The organism is Sporosarcina ureae DSM 2281 (genome assembly GCF_000425545.1).
GTDB classification, from domain to species: domain Bacteria; phylum Bacillota; class Bacilli; order Bacillales_A; family Planococcaceae; genus Sporosarcina; species Sporosarcina ureae.
Map to the genome: position 1 here is coordinate 1 of NZ_AUDQ01000012.1, position 20,903 is coordinate 20,903.

Annotated in this window: 19 protein-coding genes and 1 rRNA gene; 9 read left to right on the top strand and 11 right to left on the bottom strand. The window is 42.4% G+C overall.

The genetic code is table 11. The annotated features are described in order from the left end of the window. A 16S ribosomal RNA gene (locus tag H605_RS0111720) occupies positions 1-358 on the bottom strand; the annotation flags it as partial. A gap of 397 nt (positions 359-755) precedes the next feature. Next, complete coding sequence (locus tag H605_RS0111725) at positions 756-1,658, bottom strand: DMT family transporter (protein WP_029054396.1); 903 nt, start codon at positions 1,656-1,658, stop codon at positions 756-758. Positions 1,659-1,783: 125 nt separating this feature from the next. On the opposite strand from H605_RS0111725, the gene H605_RS0111730 reads away from it, so the two are divergent. After that, on the top strand, positions 1,784-2,506 hold the full coding sequence (locus H605_RS0111730) for an MgtC/SapB family protein (RefSeq protein WP_029054397.1): 723 nt from the start codon (positions 1,784-1,786) through the stop codon (positions 2,504-2,506). A gap of 106 nt (positions 2,507-2,612) precedes the next feature. Here H605_RS0111730 and H605_RS0111735 read toward each other — a convergent pair whose 3' ends face one another. Continuing rightward, positions 2,613-3,776 (bottom strand): iron-containing alcohol dehydrogenase, encoded by a 1,164-nt coding sequence (locus H605_RS0111735; RefSeq protein WP_029054398.1) that lies wholly within the window; start codon positions 3,774-3,776, stop codon positions 2,613-2,615. A gap of 104 nt (positions 3,777-3,880) precedes the next feature. Here H605_RS0111735 and H605_RS0111740 point away from each other — a divergent pair, with 104 nt between their 5' ends. Then, the gene (locus H605_RS0111740; RefSeq protein WP_029054399.1) at positions 3,881-4,138 is read left to right on the top strand and encodes a DUF378 domain-containing protein; all 258 of its coding nucleotides are present in this window, start codon (positions 3,881-3,883) and stop codon (positions 4,136-4,138) included. A gap of 41 nt (positions 4,139-4,179) precedes the next feature. Here the strand turns inward: H605_RS0111740 and H605_RS0111745 are convergent, their stop codons facing one another. From H605_RS0111745 to pruA, 3 genes are all read right to left on the bottom strand, one after another. Next, entirely contained in the window at positions 4,180-5,424 is a 1,245-nt protein-coding gene (locus H605_RS0111745; RefSeq protein WP_029054400.1) for a Glu/Leu/Phe/Val family dehydrogenase, read from the bottom strand. Between the two features lie 136 nt (positions 5,425-5,560). After that, positions 5,561-6,754 carry an ornithine--oxo-acid transaminase gene (locus H605_RS0111750; RefSeq protein ID WP_029054401.1) on the bottom strand — a complete coding sequence of 398 codons (1,194 nt, stop codon included), beginning with the start codon at positions 6,752-6,754 and terminating at the stop codon, positions 5,561-5,563. A gap of 33 nt (positions 6,755-6,787) precedes the next feature. Then, positions 6,788-8,332 (bottom strand): L-glutamate gamma-semialdehyde dehydrogenase, encoded by a 1,545-nt coding sequence (gene pruA / locus H605_RS0111755; RefSeq protein ID WP_029054402.1) that lies wholly within the window; start codon positions 8,330-8,332, stop codon positions 6,788-6,790. A 179-nt stretch (positions 8,333-8,511) separates the two neighbouring features. On the opposite strand from pruA, the gene H605_RS0111760 reads away from it, so the two are divergent. Beyond that, complete coding sequence (locus tag H605_RS0111760) at positions 8,512-9,813, top strand: sigma-54-dependent Fis family transcriptional regulator (protein WP_029054403.1); 1,302 nt, start codon at positions 8,512-8,514, stop codon at positions 9,811-9,813. Between the two features lie 202 nt (positions 9,814-10,015). Here the strand turns inward: H605_RS0111760 and yugI are convergent, their stop codons facing one another. From yugI to H605_RS0111780, 4 genes are all read right to left on the bottom strand, one after another. Beyond that, the gene (gene yugI / locus H605_RS0111765) at positions 10,016-10,390 is read right to left on the bottom strand and encodes a S1 domain-containing post-transcriptional regulator GSP13 (RefSeq protein WP_029054404.1); all 375 of its coding nucleotides are present in this window, start codon (positions 10,388-10,390) and stop codon (positions 10,016-10,018) included. Between the two features lie 117 nt (positions 10,391-10,507). Beyond that, positions 10,508-10,774: a DUF1871 family protein gene (locus H605_RS0111770; protein WP_029054405.1), complete on the bottom strand. Its 267-nt coding sequence runs from the start codon at positions 10,772-10,774 to the stop codon at positions 10,508-10,510. Between the two features lie 113 nt (positions 10,775-10,887). Then, positions 10,888-11,109 (bottom strand): hypothetical protein, encoded by a 222-nt coding sequence (locus tag H605_RS0111775; RefSeq protein ID WP_029054406.1) that lies wholly within the window; start codon positions 11,107-11,109, stop codon positions 10,888-10,890. 29 nt (positions 11,110-11,138) lie between these two features. Further along, complete coding sequence (locus H605_RS0111780; protein WP_029054407.1) at positions 11,139-11,729, bottom strand: peptidylprolyl isomerase; 591 nt, start codon at positions 11,727-11,729, stop codon at positions 11,139-11,141. A 517-nt stretch (positions 11,730-12,246) separates the two neighbouring features. Here H605_RS0111780 and H605_RS0111785 point away from each other — a divergent pair. Both H605_RS0111785 and H605_RS0111790 read left to right on the top strand, forming a co-directional pair. Next, entirely contained in the window at positions 12,247-13,488 is a 1,242-nt protein-coding gene (locus H605_RS0111785; RefSeq protein ID WP_029054408.1) for an MFS transporter, read from the top strand. A 122-nt stretch (positions 13,489-13,610) separates the two neighbouring features. Further along, positions 13,611-15,464 (top strand): transglycosylase domain-containing protein, encoded by a 1,854-nt coding sequence (locus H605_RS0111790; protein WP_029054409.1) that lies wholly within the window; start codon positions 13,611-13,613, stop codon positions 15,462-15,464. Positions 15,465-15,505: 41 nt separating this feature from the next. Here the strand turns inward: H605_RS0111790 and H605_RS0111795 are convergent, their stop codons facing one another. After that, a complete protein-coding gene (locus tag H605_RS0111795; protein ID WP_029054410.1) occupies positions 15,506-16,081 on the bottom strand; it encodes a YufK family protein in 576 nt (191 codons plus the stop codon). A 160-nt stretch (positions 16,082-16,241) separates the two neighbouring features. Here H605_RS0111795 and H605_RS0111800 point away from each other — a divergent pair, with 160 nt between their 5' ends. From H605_RS0111800 to H605_RS0111815, 4 genes are read left to right on the top strand one after another with little or no spacing between them, the layout of a single operon-like run. Then, positions 16,242-18,671, top strand: a complete 2,430-nt coding sequence (locus tag H605_RS0111800; protein WP_198040344.1) for a Na+/H+ antiporter subunit A — start codon at positions 16,242-16,244, stop codon at positions 18,669-18,671. Next, complete coding sequence (locus tag H605_RS0111805; RefSeq protein ID WP_029054412.1) at positions 18,658-19,080, top strand: Na(+)/H(+) antiporter subunit B; 423 nt, start codon at positions 18,658-18,660, stop codon at positions 19,078-19,080. The genes H605_RS0111800 and H605_RS0111805 overlap by 14 nt, the downstream gene beginning before the upstream one ends. Beyond that, positions 19,080-19,421 (top strand): Na(+)/H(+) antiporter subunit C, encoded by a 342-nt coding sequence (locus H605_RS0111810; RefSeq protein WP_029054413.1) that lies wholly within the window; start codon positions 19,080-19,082, stop codon positions 19,419-19,421. Before H605_RS0111805 ends, H605_RS0111810 begins: the two co-directional genes overlap by 1 nt. Next, positions 19,414-20,898: a Na+/H+ antiporter subunit D gene (locus H605_RS0111815; protein ID WP_029054414.1), complete on the top strand. Its 1,485-nt coding sequence runs from the start codon at positions 19,414-19,416 to the stop codon at positions 20,896-20,898. Before H605_RS0111810 ends, H605_RS0111815 begins: the two co-directional genes overlap by 8 nt. Positions 20,899-20,903: the final 5 nt, after the last annotated feature.

The following is a 20,903-nucleotide window of genomic DNA, read 5'->3' on the forward strand; positions in this document are numbered from 1 at the left end:
CCTCCCGTAGGAGTCTGGGCCGTGTCTCAGTCCCAGTGTGGCCGATCACCCTCTCAGGTCGGCTACGCATCGTCGCCTTGGTGAGCCATTACCCCACCAACTAGCTAATGCGCCGCGGGCCCATCCTTCAGTGACAGCGAGATGCCGTCTTTCAACATTCCCTCATGCGAGAGAATGGATTATTCGGTATTAGCCCCGGTTTCCCGGAGTTATCCCCATCTGAAGGGCAGGTTGCCCACGTGTTACTCACCCGTCCGCCGCTAACTGAAGGAAGCAAGCTTCCAACAGTTCGCTCGACTTGCATGTATTAGGCATGCCGCCAGCGTTCGTCCTGAGCCAGGATCAAACTCTCCATAAGACTGACAGACAATCTGCAGCGAATTACGTCGTCGATTTCAGTCGATTAGTCGGTCACGTACCTAAGTACGCTCCCTCCTTCTCTCCTTCATCTCCTAGTACTTCACTACATCTTGTCAGTCAGTAAAATGAAAAATCGATTAGCTCGAGTTTCATTTGCTGGCATCATTTAAGATACTCATTTTGTTTGTGTCATCGTTAGATGCGCAAACTGTATTTCGTTAACGTTTTGCTGTTCAGTTTTCAAGGTTCGTGTTTGTCAGTCGTATAAAAGCGACTTCTCTATATTACACTCGAAGTTTGTCGAAGTCAACAACTTTTTAAAAGAAGTTTTTTATGTTGTTTTCGATTACGTCCGAAGCGACAAGAACTAATATACAATAGATCGTATAGAGAAATCAAGTGTTTTTCGCAAAAAGTTTTTTCTTTATTGCTTTTATATCCACGACAAACAGCAAAACCCCTGTCAGGACAACGATTGCGCCTGCAAATTGAAGTGCAGTTATTTTTTCATGCAACACAAAATATGCAGCGATTGAAGCGAGTACTGGCTCAAACAGAATAGCGATTGATACTACATTTGTGCTCACCCACTTGACTGCCCAGTTAAATAACGTGTGTCCCAACAGATTTGGTAAGATCGCCAAAGCTAAAAACCATCCCCAATCTGCAGTGGGGTATCCGAAGAAAGGTTCTTGTGTGACGAGAACATAGAAAAACAGTGCAACGGAACTTACGGAGTAAACAAGAAATGTGTACGTCACGAGCGAGATTCTTTTACGTACATTCTGACCTATTAATAAATACGCTGTAACGAATGCACAAGCGAGTAACGCTAGTAAATCTCCAAATAACGCAACTCCACTTACTTGGAAATCTCCCCAACTAATAATGAAGCTTCCCGTTAACGCAATGAATACAGCAGTCAGCATTTTTCCTGTAATAATCTCTTTAAAGAATAATGCCGTACCTGCTAACGCAAATATTGGTTGAAGCGTCACTAATACAGTCGAGCTAGCAACTGACGTGTAGTTGAGGGATTCGAACCATAGTATAAAATGGACTGCCAGAAATATTCCTGAGCATGTAGTGTAAAGCCAATCCCTTCTCGTTAACGATTTCAATTCATTGCGATAGGAGATTAAGAATAATGGAAGCATAATAACAGCTGAAAAGAACATACGATAAAAGGCGATGACACCCGCATCTGCCGTGGCCATTTTTACAAAAATTGCTGATAAACCGACAGTGAGGACACCAAGCGCAATGGGTATGTAGGGATGAATTAATGGTTTATTCATAATATCACTTCTCTTTCTATCTCTCTTCCCATTACAATAGAAGGAGAGGCATGTACGAGTCGATTGCCGTATTAAAGAGAGTATATAGGTAATCTTCCTATTATGTAAGTGAAGGAGGATGATTTATGTTAACAATACTTGCCGATTCATTTAATGTAGAAGCACTAATCAAAATTAGCATTGCCCTTGTACTTAGTATCATTATAGGTGTAGAGCGAGAGATCAAGAAGAAGCCTATTGGGCTAAAAACGAGTGCAGTCATTGCCACCTTCAGTTGTCTATTGACAATTATCTCAATGGAAGCAGCTTATTTAGTACCTTCTCGTAATGACATCAATATTACTATGGACCCTTTGCGGCTATCCGCTCAAATCGTCAGCGGTGTCGGTTTTCTTGGGGCCGGGGCTATATTGCGTAGGGATAATGACAATATCACAGGGTTGACTACCGCTGCAATGATTTGGGGCGCAGCAGGAATCGGTATTGCAGTAGGTGCAGGTTTTTATATCGAAGCATTCTTCACTGTAATTAGTGTAATGATCGTTATTGAGCTAATAGCGCCTTTATTAGGTAGATTCGGTCCTAAGCGGTTGCGTACTAAAGAAGCGAATTGTACGATTATCATTACTCAAAAGTCTAAAATTGATGATCTCATTAGATACTTGAATGAAGAACATATGGAAATTGATCATTTGCGTATCAGACAATTCCAGACACCTGAACATCAATATCATCACGAATTACAATTCAAACTTATGGCTCATCCTAAAAAATCTACCTCTACGCTCTATATAGAACTCACTACGCTTTCCTATGTAGAATCAGTAGAACTCGTTATTTACCCATAAAAAACGCCAAGTCGACGTGACCTGACGTAATCAACTGAAAGCAAACTCATTCGTAGTCTTTGCTTTCAGTTTCTTTATTTATTCAATTGACATTTTATCACAATAATCACAAACTAGCTTTCAATAAAGTTAGAACTTCATCCTTAGATAACTTAGCAAATCCACCAACCGGACCATTCACGGCAGCTTTTTCTGCTATCAACTCTAATTTGGAGTCATCAATATCATAATCCGCTAGTGTGACAGGCGCGCCAATTCCTTTCCAATATGCACTTAAACGGTCGATTCCTTCCATTGCAATCTCTTCATTCGTCTTATCAGCTGAATCTACTCCGAAAACATTAACAGCCAACTGTACAAAGCGTTGTGGATTTTTCGGGAATGTGTGCTTCATCCAGTGCGGGAATAAAATCGCTAAACCGCCAGCGTGAGGAATATCGTAGACAGCGGATACGGCGTGTTCGATATTATGCGTACCCCAGTCCCCTCTTGTACCCATCGATAGGAATCCGTTTAATCCCCAAACACCCGCAAACATCATGGATTCGCGAAGCTCTGTATTCTCTGGATCTTTCACCAGTTGCTCTCCAGTCTTCATAACGGAGCGTAATGCCGCTTCACAAATTTCATCTTGGAACAAAGCATTATCTGCAGTGTGGAAATATTGCTCGAAAATGTGGGACATCGTATCGACAATACCGTTGACTGTTTGATCAAGCGGCACGGTTAATGTGTATTTCGGATCCAAGATAGAGAACTTAGGATAATTTAGCGGTCCGCCCCAACCATATTTCTCCTGTGTCTCTTCATTCGTAATGACAGATCCCGCATTCATTTCTGAACTAGTTGCAGTGATCGTCAGCACCGTACCGAATGGTAGCGCTTCTTTAGGTGTTGCTTTACCTGTGACGAAATCCCATGGATCACCGTCGTATTTCGCCGCGGAAGCAATTAACTTCGTACAATCAATTACAGATCCTCCACCCGCTGCGATAATCACGTCGATATTATGTTCTTTACAAAGGTCCGCACCTCTTTTAGCAGTCGACAGTCGAGGATTCGGTTCAACGCCCGGCATGTCTACTACTTCAAAATCATCGTCTTTTAACAATTTCATGATCTCATCATATAGGCCATTGCGCTTAATACTGCCACCACCATATACTAGCAATACCTTTTTACCGTATGTTTCGAGTTCTTTAGGCAAATGTTGCAGTTGACCTTGACCAAAAATTAATTTAGTCGGGTTATTGAAAATAAAATTATCCAAATCGTACGCCTCCTTCTTCTTACTTTCCATTATGAAAAAGATGTATTTACGATGCAAGTATAGTGTTCTGAAAACAGGATATACTTTTTATAGGAGGAGATAAAATGGAAACATTGCAAAAACTTACGTTAGCGATCGCGCTAATCGGGGCATTAAACTGGGGTGTTGTCGGGATTTTCCGTTTCGACGTAATCGCCCAACTAACAGAAGGCGCCTATCAGCCATTAGCACGCTTTCTTTATATCGTCATCGGATTATCTGGTCTTATGGCGCTACAAGTTCTCTTTACGTATTGGCGCAGAGAAGAGGAACCGAAATCTAGTGAAGAAATTCGACCGGCTTCATCTATCGAACAAACATAAAAGGCATCTCCTCACACTCGAGGAGATGCCTTTTATTATTATTATACCCAACCACGGAAACGGCTTGCTTCCGCTGTTTTACGTACACCAATCATATATGCTGCTAAACGCATATCGATGTTACGTGTAGTGGCTATGTTATACACATTTTCAAATGCCTGAACCATCTTCGCTGTCATTTTTTCACGTACTTCATCTTCAGACCAGTAATATCCCATGTTATTCTGAACCCATTCGAAATACGATACTGTCACGCCACCAGCACTAGCCAATACGTCAGGTACTAGTAGGATGCCGCGATCTGTCAGGATTTTTGTCGCTTCCGAAGTAGTTGGACCGTTAGCTGCTTCCACTACGATGTCCGCTTTAATATTATGCGCATTTTTTTCTGTGATTTGGTTTTCAATTGCAGCTGGAACTAGTATATCACATTCCATTTCGAGCAATTCCGCATTGGTTAGCGTATTGTCGAATAATGTAGTGACTGTTCCGAAACTGTCACGACGATCGAGTAGATAGTCGATATCTAAACCATCAGGGTCATACAATGCACCGTACGCATCGGAAATACCGATTACTTTCGCGCCTGAATCGTGTAAAAACTTGGATAGGAAACTGCCTGCGTTACCGAATCCTTGGATGATCACACGTGCACCCTTCATATCGATATTACGGCGTTTTGCCGCTTCATTAATAATGATTGTTACACCTTCAGCTGTTGCGCGCTCACGGCCATGTGAACCACCGAGTACGACTGGCTTTCCTGTAATGAAACCAGGTGAGTTAAATTCATCAATTTTACTGTATTCATCCATCATCCATGCCATGATTTGTGAATTCGTAAAGACGTCCGGTGCCGGAATATCCTTTGCAGGCCCCATTACCTGACTAAGTGCACGCACATAGCCACGGCTCAAACGTTCTAATTCACCCATCGACATTTCTCGCGGATCACATAAAATACCGCCTTTAGCACCGCCATATGGCAAGTCCACAATTCCTGCTTTTAGTGTCATCCACATAGAAAGCGCCTTCACTTCGTCAGCACTTACGTTAGGATGGAAACGAATTCCACCTTTTGTCGGTCCGACTGCATCATTGTGTTGTCCGCGGTATCCGGTAAATACTTTTACTTTTCCATCGTCCATACGGATAGGAATACGCACTTCTACCATAAGAAGTGGTTCTTTCAATAGTTCATACATTCCTTCATCATAGCCTAGCTTTTCAAGTGCATCTTTTATTACAACTTGTGTAGACGTAAATAGATTCAGGTTTTCTGTCATTGTATGGCTCGCCTCTTTGTTTGTTATTGTCTTTCACGGACACATTATAACACGAGCATATTCAAACATCCACATATCGAATCCAAATCTTTTCCGAATTTCTTCATCCGACATAAGCTTGGTGGTAGAGTGTTACTTACTTGTTAAATACTGTGCGGATTTTTTCCAATGCCCAATCTAACTCATCTTTAGTAATGATCAATGGTGGAGCAAAACGGATGACTGTATCATGTGTTTCTTTACATAATAAACCAAGTTCTTTTAGTTCTTCACAATATGGCCGTGCTTCTTCTGTTAATTCCATGCCAATAAATAATCCGCGTCCACGTACTTCCTTGATTGAAGGATGTGTTAATTTCTTTAACTCATCCATGAAATAGTTTCCTAATTCTTTGGATTGCTTCGCAAGCTCTTCGTCTTCCAACACTTCAAGTGCCGCTAAGGATACTGCGCACGCCATTGGATTTCCACCAAATGTAGATCCGTGAGATCCCGGATTGAATACGCCTAGAATATCATCATTTGCAAGTACACAGGAAATCGGGAATACTCCCCCACCAAGTGCTTTACCGAGGATATACATATCCGGTGTGACACCGTCGTAGTTACAAGCAAACATTTCACCTGTACGACAGAGTCCTGCTTGAATTTCATCCGCTATAAAGAGAATGTTCTCTTTTTTACATAGTTCAGAAGCTTCCTTCATGAATCCTTCAGGAGGAATAATGATTCCAGCTTCTCCTTGGATCGGTTCAATCAGGAATGCAGCAGTATTGGAAGTAATAGCCGCTTTCAACGCATCAATATCCCCGTACTCTACTAACTTAATGCCCGGTAGCAATGGACCGAATCCTTTTTTATATTCAGCATCGGATGACAATGAAACCGCACCCAGTGTACGGCCATGGAAATTCCCTACACATGCGATAATTTCTGCATGGTTGCCTGCTACACCTTTCACATCATACGCCCAGCGTCTCGCTGCTTTTAAAGCAGTCTCCACTGCCTCTGCACCAGTATTCATAGGTAATACCATATTTTTACCTGAGAGTTCTGCCATCTTTTCATACCACGGGCCCAATTGGTCATTATGGAATGCACGTGAAGTTAGCGTTACACGATCTGCTTGATCCTTCAGCGCTTGAATGATTTTCGGATGGCGATGGCCTTGATTGAGTGCAGAGTAGGCAGCCAACATATCCATATATTTAGTACCTTCAGGATCCTTTACCCAGACACCTTCCGCTTCAGAAATTACAATCGGTAGCGGATTATAGTTATTCGCACCGTACTTTTCCGTTTTTTCAATAACATTCGTCGTTTTCGTCATATCCGTTCACTCCTTCAAATTCACTTTAACGATTTACAGCATCTCTGACGTAGTTTTACCCTGCATATGCAACTGCAAGTAATCAGGTCCACCAGCTTTTGAATCCGTACCGGACATATTGAAACCGCCAAATGGTTGGTAGCCAACGATAGCGCCTGTACAGCCTCTGTTGAAATATAGATTACCTACATGGAAGTCTTCACGAGCTTGCTCAATATGGTGACGGTTCTTCGTGATGACCGCACCTGTTAACCCGTAGTCTGTATCGTTTGCAAATTCAATGGCTTCTGCAAACGACGAGGCTTTTGATAGCGCCACCACCGGACCGAAGATTTCTTCTTGAGAAATACGTGCATTTGGATCAACGTCTGCGAATACAGTAGGCGCTACGAAATAACCTTTTGAATCATCGCCAGTTCCACCTGCGATGAGACGTCCTTCTTGTTTCCCAATTTCAATATAATCCATAATTTTATCGAATGCCGCCTGATCAATAACTGGACCGGCTGTGTTGTTTCCATCCATTGGATCACCCCAGTTGTATGACTTCGTGATCTCTTCTACACGCTTTACCACTTCATCGTAGACATCTTCATGAATGATCGCACGAGAACATGCTGAACACTTTTGGCCACTGAATCCAAATGATGAGGAAACGATAGATTGCGCAGCCAACTCCAAATCCGCTTCATTATCGACAACAATCGTATCTTTACCGCCCATTTCCGCAATTACACGCTTCAGCCAAATTTGACCGTCATGTACTTTTGCCGCGCGTTCGAAAATACGTGTACCTACTTCACGTGAACCTGTAAATGAAACGAAACGAGTGTCTTTGTGATCGACCAAGTAGTCACCAATCTCAGAACCCGATCCTGGGATGAAGTTGACGACACCAGTTGGCATACCCGCTTCTTCCAAGACTTCGAGAAACTTATACGCAACGACTGTTGTTGTTGAAGCCGGCTTCAACAGGACTGTGTTTCCTGTTACAAGTGCACCTACTGTTGTCCCTGCCATGATCGCAAATGCGAAGTTCCACGGTGAAATGACTACACCTACACCAAGTGGTACATAATCGAATCGGTTGTATTCACCTGGTCGACTCTCCACGTGCATACCTTCTTTTAGTGTAAGCATCTGACGAGCGTAATATTCCATGAAGTCGATCCCTTCAGCAACATCTGCATCCGCTTCATTCCAAGGTTTACCTGCTTCTTTTGTCAGTAACGCAGAAAACTCAAACTTGCGGCGTCTGACGATGGCAGCTGCTTTAAATAATACATCAGCACGGAATTCCGGCTTGACTTTCCTCCAAGTTTTGAATGTTTCCTTTGCAGTAGTCATCGCTTGCTCTGCTAAATCGCGACTAGCTTGCGAGACGTTACCAATGACTTCTTTTTTATCAGAAGGGTTAGTGGATGCTAGTTTCTTATCTGTCATTATACGTTCACCGCCGATAATTAGCGGATAATCTTGCCCAATATAACTTTCTACGACTTTAAAACCTTCTTCATACGCTTCGCGGTTTTCTTTAACTGTAAAATCAGTGAATGGTTCGTGTTTGTATGGAATCATTTGGAATCAAATCCTCCTTTATAGTAGGGACGCAAAATAAATTTGCGTTTGTTAGCGTTTACATCTATAATAATGCAAGAAAACATTGCACATTGCAAGTGTTTTCTTGTAATTATTTTTTAATTCTATTAATTTATTAACTAAAACCCGATAAGTACTATGTTAGGAAGGTGTTTTAAATGAGCATACATGAAAATATATTGGATATTTGCAATCAGTTTGCTGTGGACCATGCAACTATCGGTATACATGCTGTAGATCATTCAGGACGAACAATTGTCTACAATCGCAAAATGAAAGAAATCGAAGGATTGAATATTGAAGATATAAAAGACCATTCTATTTTGGAACTATTTAATTTTGACAAGATTGAAAGCACGTTATTGAAAGTATTACAAAGCGGAGAGCCCCAATTGCGGGTTAAGCAGAGGTACTGGAATACGAATAAAGTAGAGATCACGACGATGAATGACACCTACCCTATTTATGAGCAGCAGGAATTGATTGGTGCAATTGAGTTTGCTCAAGATATTACGGCATTAGAAAAATTCGTTTTACAACCATTACGTAAAAATCGCGGAAAGATTACATTCAATCAAATCACTGCTCAATCATCTGCCATGAAGTCGGTCATTTCCACTGCGGAACAAGCAGCGGCGGCTGACTTGCCAGTTTTATTGATTGGAGAAACAGGTGTAGGGAAGGATAATCTTGCTGAGGCTATTCACTATGGTTCTGCAGGAAACGAACGGATTTTCCACACATTCCATTGTCTGCATGCTGATACAGATATCATCCAGCAGCTCGAAGAAACTTTGCAACAACAACCACCTATGACATTATTCTGCGAACGGATTGACGCTTTATCGATTTCTTTGCAACAGGCATTGCTCTACGTCTTGCAGAAAACACCCACCCATCAATTCATCGCGAGTATCGGCGACGACCCAGTCGAACTGATCGCATCGGGTACATTGCTAAAGGAGCTCTATTATTTTTTCGCGTCCTTTGCCATTAGAATTCCTCCACTACGGAAGCGGCCAGAAGACATGATCCCTTGTGCGGAATCGTATTTAAAGATCAGAGTAGAGTCACTAGGGACAGGACTGACGAAAATTGATGACCAAGTGAAAGAATTGCTTCTGGCATACGATTGGCCGGGGAATTTGCGAGAGCTCGAGCTACTTCTGGACGAAGTTTCATCCATGCGTACAACAGAAGATACGTTGACTCTTGATATGTTACCTTTGCAATTTAAGATGAAGGTCGAGGCAGTAGCAAATGACGCTTCACGACCAAGAGACTTTATCGTGCAGAGCGACTCAAAACTGTTACCATTTGATCAGTATTTACGAGAAGCCGAGAAGTATTATCTTCAGAAAGCAATGAAGTTGCATGATCATAACATTACGAAAACTGCCAACTCCCTCGGTATGAGTAGACAGAACTTGCAGTATCGGTTGAAGAAACTAAAGGAGTAAGTAATAGAACACCGTTGATCTTCTGGTGATGAAACGCACAACCTCACAGTATCTTGCCCTAACTATACGATTGCGTCTTTAAAGTAGTAAGCGTACTTACAGCCTGTGATTCATCGCGGGAGCCATCTGCCGTCGAAGTGATTCGAAAAAACACAAAAGGACTGTCGCTAAAGTTATAACAACTTCTGCGACAGTCCTTTTATTAACGTCCGGATTGTTCAATCCAACCTTGCAGTTTATCTTTTAGTGAATTAAAGCCATCTGCGTCTTGCTGATCTACGCGTTCTTGCAATGATTGACGAGAACGAGAGTGATTCAAGTAAGAACTTGGTGGCTCCTGTAATGCACGTATCGACAAACTAATTTTACTAGCTCCTTCATCCACATCCAATACTTTGACGTGAACTTCTTGCCCAACTTCCAAAAATTCATGAATATCCTTAACAAATCCATACGTGATTTCAGAGATGTGCACTAAACCTTGCGTTGAAGCATCCAGCGCCACAAACGCACCGTATGGCTGTATTCCGGTAACTTTTCCGGTCAGCTCATCTCCTACTGCAAATTTGTGAGACATGCAAAACAGCTCCCAATCTAAAGTAGTATCTAGTCTGCCACTATGGCCGTTTCAAAGTATACCATATTTCGTAGTTTTGAACAAAAAAGAGCCATCCGAATAGATGGCGTTGAGCATTTAATATTGAACGATCGATTTGGCTTCATATTTAATAGCAATTAGTTTGTAGGATATCTCCATACAGTTCTCTAAAGGTATCCATATTTCATGGGTGTGCTCATAGATATCACGAATACATTTGGCTAAGTCTACTGGATGATCTACACGATGAAGCTCCGTCACTATTGCGGCAATTTCTGCACCATACGCATATTCCCCTTCTTCGAAAGGATCCCATTTTTTAAGAAGTGAGACTGCTTTTTTATTCATTTCCATGGTTTGCATGATTCGTCACCTGATTTGTTTTTCTTTTAATAATAGCACAACAGCTAGCAAGAGAACAGTTAGAAATATTTTGACAGTTTACGAGACCGATGGATAAAAAAAGAACATCCCAATCAATCGATGGGATGTCCTGCATTTTTATGTTGTTGTCGTTCTTTTAAAATACGTTGTTCCAGCTCTTTCGTTTCCTCTTCCTGCCGTTTGGATTTCTTAATAATCCAACGAAATACGAACAGCATGAGCGTCATGAAGATGACGAAAGAGATTGCTGCTGGGATGTATTCTGATTTATCTTCAGGAAAATAAAGAAACGGCATCAATAGAACGAAGTCCATGCTAGTTTCCCCCTAGGAATCAAATCCGCTTACTTTTGGATGATTTCAATTGATTCAATTTTAATTTCTTCATTTGGCTTATTGTCGCGGTTAGTTTTCGCATTAGCAATTTTGTCAACAACGTCCATTCCTTCTACTACTTGACCAAATACAGAGTGCTTCTGATCCAAGTGTGGCGTTCCGCCGTTTGCTTCATATGCATCCGCAATTTCTTCAGGCCATCCGCCATTTTTCAATTGTGCCGCTGAAGCGCCTGCAAGTGAAGATGCTTGTACGATGAAGAATTGGCTACCGTTTGTGTTTGGTCCAGCGTTTGCCATAGATAGTGCGCCACGCAAGTTGAATAGATCCATAGTAAACTCATCTTGGAATGTGTTGCCATAGATACTTTCTCCGCCCATTCCTGTTCCAGTTGGGTCTCCGCCTTGAATCATGAACTCAGGGATAACGCGGTGGAAAATAATACCGTCGTAATAGCCATTTTCAGCGTGCGTCAAGAAGTTTTCAACTGTTTTTGGAACTTGCTCTTTAAAAAGCTTTATTTTGATAGGCCCCATTGTTGTGTTCATCGTAACTAGTGCTTCGTTTTCTGCTACTTCAGTCGATAGTTGTGGATACATGATATTCCTCCTCAAATTTACGTGCTTGTTCATTTTGGTGCATGTTTTGTGTATGGAAACAGTCTATCATATATGATGGCAAAATTCGATAATTGTAACTGTGACAGTTAGTTGACAAAGTTTATTGTGCTTAGAAAAAGCGCAGGATCAGGATAGGATGACGTTGATCTACTCCTAAGTACACTGCGAGTTCGCTCATTCATTCGTGTAAGCGCTCATAGTTCATGCATAACCGCTCTATGATCAACGCCAAGCGCTCTATCACGATCCGTTACCGCTCATACTTTACTGTTAACCGCTCTATGACTAGCTGTAAGCGCTCATACACGCCTTGCAAACGCTCAAAGCCCTCCGCGTTTCCACCGCCATTGAATTATAAATGTCAATGTACATCCTCTTAAGAAGCAGAAACTCCATCCACCCCCAACTCTTGATGTAAGCACTATGTTTCCTTCGACTATCGAATTGTTTTATACTTATACTTATCGAAACTTTACAGGAGGAAGGCGGTTCAACGTTGAGTCGACATAAGAAAAATTTCATTATCATCTGGATTACGAACTTTCTTGTAGCGGGAACGATGACGATGATTATGCCATTCCTGTCGTTATATATTGAAACGTTTGGGGATTATTCTGATGCATATGTCCAGAAGTGGGCAGGATTAATTTTTGGTGCTACGTTTATTACCGCGCTAGTCATGTCACCTATTTGGGGGCGTTTTGCAGATCGCTTTGGCTTCAAGCCTATATTGCTCATTAATGGTTTCGGGATTACCATTTCAGTCTTTTTGATGGGCTTTGTCAATTCCGTAGAAATCTTTTTTGTATTGAGATTACTGATGGGCTTAGTTACAGGTTTTTTACCGACATCATTAGCTTTCATTTCATCTCAGACACCTCGTGAGGAAGCGGGTAAGATGCTCGGGACGCTGCAAATGGGTGGTGTCGCGGGAATGTTATTTGGCCCCGTTCTCGGTGGTCTCATGGCTGATACGTTCGGTTTTGAATACACCTTCATCATCACGTCCGTTTCCGTAGTGATTGCTACACTGCTTGTGCTATTTGGAATCAAGGAGGGCGCACGGGTAAAAGCGAGGAAAGTAGCAAAGTATTCTCGGAAAGTCATTTTAGGTGGATTGTTTAAACACCGTCTGATGTTTAACGTCATGCTCGTCACGACGTTGATCCAAGTCGGGAATTTCAGTATTCAGCCGTTGCTGTCACTCTACGTAGCAGATTTGACCCATGCTGCAACCAATATAGCGTTCCTTGCTGGATTGACGTTCAGTGCAACGGGCCTCGGCAACTTACTATTCGCTAGGTATTGGGGGAAGATAGGCGACGATCTCGGATACGAAAAAATCCTTGGGCTTCTACTCATCATGTCTTTCCTCTTCATCATCCCACAGGCGTTTGTTACATCACTTTGGCAACTGGTTTTGTTGCGGTTCTTATTTGGGATTTCGACAGGCGGTATGATTCCACTTACGACAGCACTTGTTCGTCGTGAAGCGCCACTGGAAGTACAAGGTGAGGTCATGGGATATAACACGAGCTTCCGTTTCCTTGGTAATATTATCGGACCTATGTTTGGCGGGATTGTCAGTGGGTATATTGGGATTCCTGCAGTATTCATCGTGACAGGCGTATTGTTCATAGTCGGATATTTGTTATTATCTATGGCATTACGACGGCCTACACAGGATTTCGAACACTTCCTACAAGACCGGCAAGGTGAAGCGAATGAACACGCGTAATTTTAGCCACGTAACCTTTTTATAGGTTGCGTGGCTTTTTTATTCCCATTTGATTCAGGCGACAGTTGTCAAGATATGTTATATTTTTCTATAGCTATGTGAGAGTACAGGGGGCTAGGTAGTTGAAACAAACGGTTGCATTAGTGATTACGCTTGCTTGCGTTCCGCTATTATTATTTATCCAAAATCAAATCCACGAAGAAACCATGAAGACGGAAACATTGCATGCGTCTATTCGTGACACCGTTCAATTGGAAGTGCCTGCCATGATCTCCCCTATTCAAATGAAAGACCGGAACGGGACTTTATTTGCGGAAGAATATACGGAATGGCGGCAGCCAATTCATTTGCAAAATATGACGTTTTTCACGCGGCAGTTGTTTTTAAAAAGTGAAGACCGGACGTTTTATGAACATCGAGGCTATGATATCGCAGCGATCATTCGAGCTTTCACGATCAACGCAGCGGCAGACGCTAAACAACAAGGCGCTTCGACCATTACACAACAAGTCGTACGAATGCGCTATTTATCGACAGAGAAAACGTATGAACGAAAGTTTAAAGAGCTCTTCTTTGCAGCAGAGTTGGAAAAGCAATCGACAAAAGATGAAATCTTGGAAATGTATTTGAATGAAATGTATTTTGGCAATCAAGTGTACGGAATTGGCGGTGCGGCAAGCTACTACTTCAGTCGTCCGCTCGAAAAATTGCATGAGGCGGAAATCGCTTTTTTGGCAGCCGTTCCAAATAATCCATCTCTTTATAACCCAATTAAACATTTCGATCAAACGAAAGAGCGTCAAATACGACTGCTTCGAGTTATGCTCGACCAACAAGTCATTACACAAGAGCAATTTGAAGCGTACAGTACGTTTCCAATTCAATTGAACGTCAAGAAAAAAGAACAGTTTTATCCGATGTACAGCTCGTACGTATTAGAAGAGTTGAAAGACCTTATTGCGCAGACAGAAGGGCTCGACACGTCGATGAGTAAAGCGAAAACGCCAGAAGAACGACAACGCTGGCAAAATGAAATCAATCGTCGTACACGAGAAGTGATTGGCGCAGGCGTAACAATTGATACGGCACTGGATCAAAATAAGCAACAGCATGATGAAAATCGAATGAATGCACTAATTGGAACGGGTGGTGTGCAAGCTGGAGCTGCTGTCATCGACAATGACATGCGGGAGATCATCAGTCTGTATGCAGGTGCAGGCTATAAAAAAAACGACTTCAATCGCGCGTATCAAGCGGTGCGGCAACCGGGGTCCGCAATCAAGCCTTTGCTTGTCTATGCACCGTTTTTTGAAAGTGGTCCGTATCATGCGGATACCCCTGTCAACAGTAGTGATATTTGTATTGCGAATTATTGTCCGAAAAACTTCGGCCACTATCAGTTTGGTACGACTACGGTACGGGAAGCATTCCGGAATAGTTATAACTCGACGGCTGTACGTTTATTGCAACGTGTAGGAATCGACGAAGCATTCTCGCATTTAGCACCTTTCCACTTCCAGCATGTCGTCGAGGCTGACCGCTCCTACCCTGCTGCGCTCGGTGGATTTTCTAAAGGTGTCACGCCACTGGAACTTGCCGCGGCGACTACGAGCTTTATCGACGGGACGTACTTGACGCCTCACGCGATTCGCTCCGTAAAAGATAGTAAAGGTGAGGTATTGTATAAATGGAAGGATACGTCAAAAGTGGTTTGGTCCCCTTCCACAGTTAACAGCATCCGCTCCTTGATGAGAGAAGTCGTCGTCAACGGTACAGGCGAAGGAATTGCTTATACAACGAGCTATACCGGAGCGAAAACAGGAACGACTGATGCGTTTAAAGACTTGTGGGCCATTGGCATGAATGATCGCTATACGTCAGCTGTCTGGATCGGTTACGACAGACCGACACCCATTCCACGTCTGCGCGACCAAAAAATTCATCTGCGGGCATTTTCCTCTACGATGCGACCATAAAAGCCTTGCAAGGTCCGTTAGTTCGGATCTGCAAGGCTTTTTCATTTATTCACTGGATTGGTTAATGGAATACTGGCGAGTAGCCCGTTGTATAGACGGAATATGATATACAGGAGCCCCGTCACCAGAACACTCCAGATGATAATCTGAAAGAAAATCAAACCTACTGTATGTGTCAGTGTCATGAATGGACTTAATTTGTAGACTACATAAACAAAGTAGATGAATGAAGTGATCAGGAAGATTAATACTAGTGTCTTCCATGATTGAATACCTATTGCCGAAGCGAGTGCACCGATAAAATAAATGACTACGCCAGATTTCGACGCGCTATACGACGCATCCGCTTCTTCTTTCAGGAAAAATAATAAGGCCGTTTCATGAATGGTGACAGCAATCAGCTTTAAAGCTGCAAATAGCATAAAGAATAGTAATGAATACATGGTCAATAAAAAGATACGTAACTGAAAGTCCGATAAGAACTCCCTCATACCTTGATAGAGACCGATTTCCTTAAAAAGGATCAATGTCTCCCCAACACTATAGACACCAAAGGTCAAACTGAATAGCAAGACCGTAACAAATGGTAAATAGCTGAACAAATATGGATTTTTCATAATACCCCCAAAAAAATTTTTTTCATCCTCCTAATAATATAAGAAGGAAGTCGAATAAAGCAATAATTGTTCGACTGTCGTCTATGCAATTTGAAATGTTTTACGCTATACTAACAAATACGCCCACGCTTATGCCTCGGGAATTGAATATGTGAAGAACATGGTTGGAAGGAGGATTTTCTTGGAATTCGTGTTATTGATTTTTTTACCTGTAATCTTCGCGCTACTTGTTCCTTTTGCTTATAAGAAGATTAAAGGAATACATACGGGTTGGTTTGTATTAGTAGTCCCTCTAGTGTTATTTGGCTATTACCTGAGCTTTTTACCGCTAGTCATGGATGGTGGTCATGCTATTTCTGAAATGAAATGGATTCCTTCACTTGGAATTGCGTTTACTTCATACATAGATGGTCTTAGTTTATTATTTACGCTATTGATCACCGGAATCGGTTCGTTAGTCGTCTTGTACTCTGTGTTTTACATGGATAGGGAGAAAGAAGATCTAGGTAGCTTTTATGTCTACTTATTAATCTTCATGACCGCTATGCTCGGAGTCGTGCAATCTGACAACACGATGACACTCTATTTGTTCTGGGAGTTAACGTCCATTTCGTCCTTCTTATTGATTGGTTTCTGGTATACGAAGGACAAGTCACGTTTTGGCGCATTGAAATCGATGATGATTACAGTGTTTGGTGGATTAATGATGCTCGGGGCATTCATTTTACTTAGTATCATGGGGGAAACATTCTCCGTTCGGGAATTAATTGCCCAAGCTCCTGATCTACTGAATCAACCGTATTTCACTCTGGCATTAGTATTACTCTTGCTTGGTGCCTTTACGAAGTCGGCACAATTTCCATTCTATATCTGGTTACCAGATGCAATGGAAGCGCCCACACCAGTCAGTGCATATTTACACTCTGCCACGATGGTGAAGGCAGGCATTTATTTGGTCGCGCGATTTACGCCAATTTTCGGCTCAGCGTCCACTTGGATTTGGCTCGTTACAGGAATCGGATTGTTGACGCTGTTCTGGGGTTCATTTTTCGCAGTAAAGCAAACTGATTTGAAAGCGATTTTAGCATTTTCAACAGTCAGTCAACTTGGTTTAATCATGTCGTTACTTGGCGCTGGCGCTATTTCATACCATGCGACCGCAGCCATGTTCGGCTTTGCGACGTATGCGGCTATTTTCCACTTGATTAACCACGCAGCATTTAAAGGCGGGCTCTTCATGATCGCAGGGATTATTGATCATGAAACCGGTACCAGAGATATTCGTAAGCTAGGCGGGTTAATGAGCGTGATGCCGATTAGCTTTACCGTTGCAGCGATTGGTTCATTATCTATGGCTGGCTTGCCACCGTTTAGCGGATTCTTGAGTAAAGAAATGTTTTTGGAATCTATGGTAGCGCTTCAACACTTTGAATTATTCAACTTCGATACATGGGGCATCTTGTTCCCGATCGTCGCTTGGATTGCCAGTGTGTTTACGTTTACGTACAGTATGTATTTTGTTTTGAAAACATTTATTGGACAGAAGAAGTTTGATCAATTGCCGAAGCAACCACATGAAGCACCGATTGGCATGCTAATTTCGCCTATGATATTGGCAACAATCGTCATTCTAGTGTTCTTCATTCCGAACGTCATTGGGAAGTGGATTATTAAACCGGCTGTCATGGCGGTTCAACCGACATTGTACGCAAGTCCGTCGGCTGTCGATATTCATGTCAAAGCATGGCATGGATTTGGAGCTGCTGGCTTATGGCTGACAATCGGCGTGGTCGTATTCGGTACATTACTTTATCTAACCATACCGAAATGGCAACCGCTTTATCGTATCCAGCCTGATAAGCTATCGTTGAATAATGGCTATGATGCGATGATGCGTGGAAGTGAAAAAGGATTGAATCGGGTTTCTCGTCTTTATATGACAGGCAAAATTCGGACATACTTATTGTATATGTTCGCATTTATGTCAGTTACGATCATCGCAATTTTGTTTATCAAGGATGCATTCGTTCTCGATATGAACAGTTTCACAGCGATTACATTATATGGATCACTAAATGCGATTGTGTTAATTTTATCTGTCGGATTTGTTGTATTTGCGAAGTCACGTCTTGCCGCGATCATCGCGCTTGGCGGCGTCGGGTATTCCGTCGCGTTATTCTTCGTCATCTTCAAAGCGCCTGACTTAGCACTGACACAATTGGTAATCGAGACAGTATCCGTTGCGTTGTTCTTGCTAGCTTTCAAGCATTTGCCGGCACTCAGTACGCACGGGGAAACGAAACGCAATAAAATGGTCAATCTGATAGTTTCATTGAGTGTAGGAGTGATGGTGACATTGGTCGCCCTATCCAGTCACTCACAAAAAATGATTCCTTCGATTTCCCAATACTATAAAGATACGGTCGAGACGGAGGCAGCTGGCGGAAATATCGTCAACGTCATTCTTGTAGATTACCGTGGATTTGATACATTTTTCGAAATCGCAGTTCTCGCTATTGCAGGGATTGCAGTACTAGGCATGATTCGCTTGCGTGTATCGAGAAAGGAGCCGACTGATGAAAACAAATGATGTCATTTTACAAACCACAGCTAAAGTAGTGTTTTTCATCATCTTCCTATTCTCTATACATATCTTTTTTGCGGGTCATTATGCACCAGGTGGAGGATTCGTCGGTGGCTTGTTGACAACAGGTGCAATTGTGCTGTTGTTGTTGGCATTTGATCTACGGACGATCCAACAAATTCTACCGTTTAACTTTACGATCATGACCGCAATCGGATTATTGCTTGCGTTAGGGACAGCGGCGGGCTCGATTTTCTTCAATGTGCCATTCTTCACACACGCATTTAGTGATTTTGACTTGCCGCTGTTCGGACATACGTCCCTTCACACAGCTATGTTGTTTGATAGTGGAGTGTACTTAGTTGTCGTTGGTTCCGCCATCACGATTATTCAATCGATTGGAGGCGATGACTGATGGAGTTTATCCTTTCGATTCTCATCGGGATATTATTTACGGCAGCCGTCTATTTGATTTTATCCAGAAGTTTACTAAAAGTGATTTTAGGTACTGGTTTGCTCAGTCATGGTGCGCACTTACTTATTCTTACGATGGGTGGACTTGGAGGCACAGCGCCTCCCGTTGTAATCGACGGTGTGACTGATTTTGCAGATCCCCTGCCTCAAGCATTGATCTTAACTGCGATCGTCATCAGTTTTGGTGTGACGGCGGTCATGCTAGTCATGGCATATCGTATGTATGATGTGCACAGAACAGATAATATGAATGAATTGAGAGGGAATGATGAACATGATTAATCTTCTTTTATTTCCGATCATTATTCCTTTCTTTTTCGCGATGATCTTAATGTTTTTCAAAGAGCAGGTGGTCGTCCAGAGAGTGTTGACACTGATCGGATTGGCTCTCAGTCTAGTTGCTTCATTTTGGCTTATCGCGACAGTGAAGACAGAAGGAATCCAAACCGTGACGCTCGGAAGCTGGCCTGCACCATTCGGTATTACGATGGTGTCGGACATGTTCTCCGCATTGCTCGTCACGACGACGATTATCATTACAATTTTTGTCGTCATCTATAGCTTTTCATCCATTGGTGTAGAAAGAGAAAGATTTTTCTATTATCCTGCGATTCTGTTCATGATTACAGGAATCAATGGTGCCTTCACAACAGGCGATATTTTCAATATGTTCGTATTTTTCGAGGTGCTACTGATCGCGTCTTATTTGCTTATTGTACTCGGCGGCGAGAAACGGCAACTTCGTGAATCCATTAAATACATATTGGTAAACGTCATTTCATCTGCTATCTTCGTTATTGCGGTAGCGTATTTGTACTCTATCATCGGTACTTTGAATATGGCGGATATTTCGGTGAAGATTGCCGAGATCAATCAACCAGGAATTATTTCTGTCATTGCGATTCTGTTTTTGATCGTCTTCGGAATTAAAGGGGCTATCTTCCCCTTATATTTCTGGTTACCAAATTCGTATGCTGCACCGCCGATACCCATTCTTGCACTGTTCGGTGCCCTACTTACTAAAGTAGGCGTCTACGCAATCACGCGTACCTATACGTTGTTTTTCGTACACGATATTGGGTTTACGCACCAGTTTCTCATGGTCCTAGCGTTACTCACTATCATTGCAGGCTGTATCGGCGCTCTCGCGTATTTCGATTTAAAGCAAATCATCATTTACAACATTATCATCGCAGTAGGTGTCATCTTGTTCGGTGTGGCTCAAATGAACACGTCTGGACTAGAAGGCGCGGTTTACTATTTACTCCATGATATGTTGATCAAAGGTGCACTGTTTGTCTTGATCGGTATCATTATTTATGCAACAGGTACTTCGAACTTACGGGAAATGGGTGGCTTAATTAAAACTCATGCAACACTTGGTTGGACGTATTTAATCGCTGCGTTCGGTCTAGCCGGCATTCCTCCGTTAAGTGGATTTATCGGAAAAGTACTTATCACAAAAGGTGCATTTGAAGCTGATCATGTGATCGGCAGTATCATTATTTTGGCCTCTAGCTTAGTTGTGTTACTGTCTGTCATTCGGATTTTCATTTATGCATTTTGGGGGCCTCAGAAGAACGAGTTGCCTGTTCGCGATCAACGTACGTATCGTCAAATGATGTTCCCAGCTATTATGCTAGTACTCATTACGGTAGCGTACGGTGTGGGTGCAGAATGGCTTATGCCCTATATGACGGATGCAGCGAATGTATTGGCTGATCCATCCATCTATATAAATGCGGTGTTAAAGGAGTAGAGGTC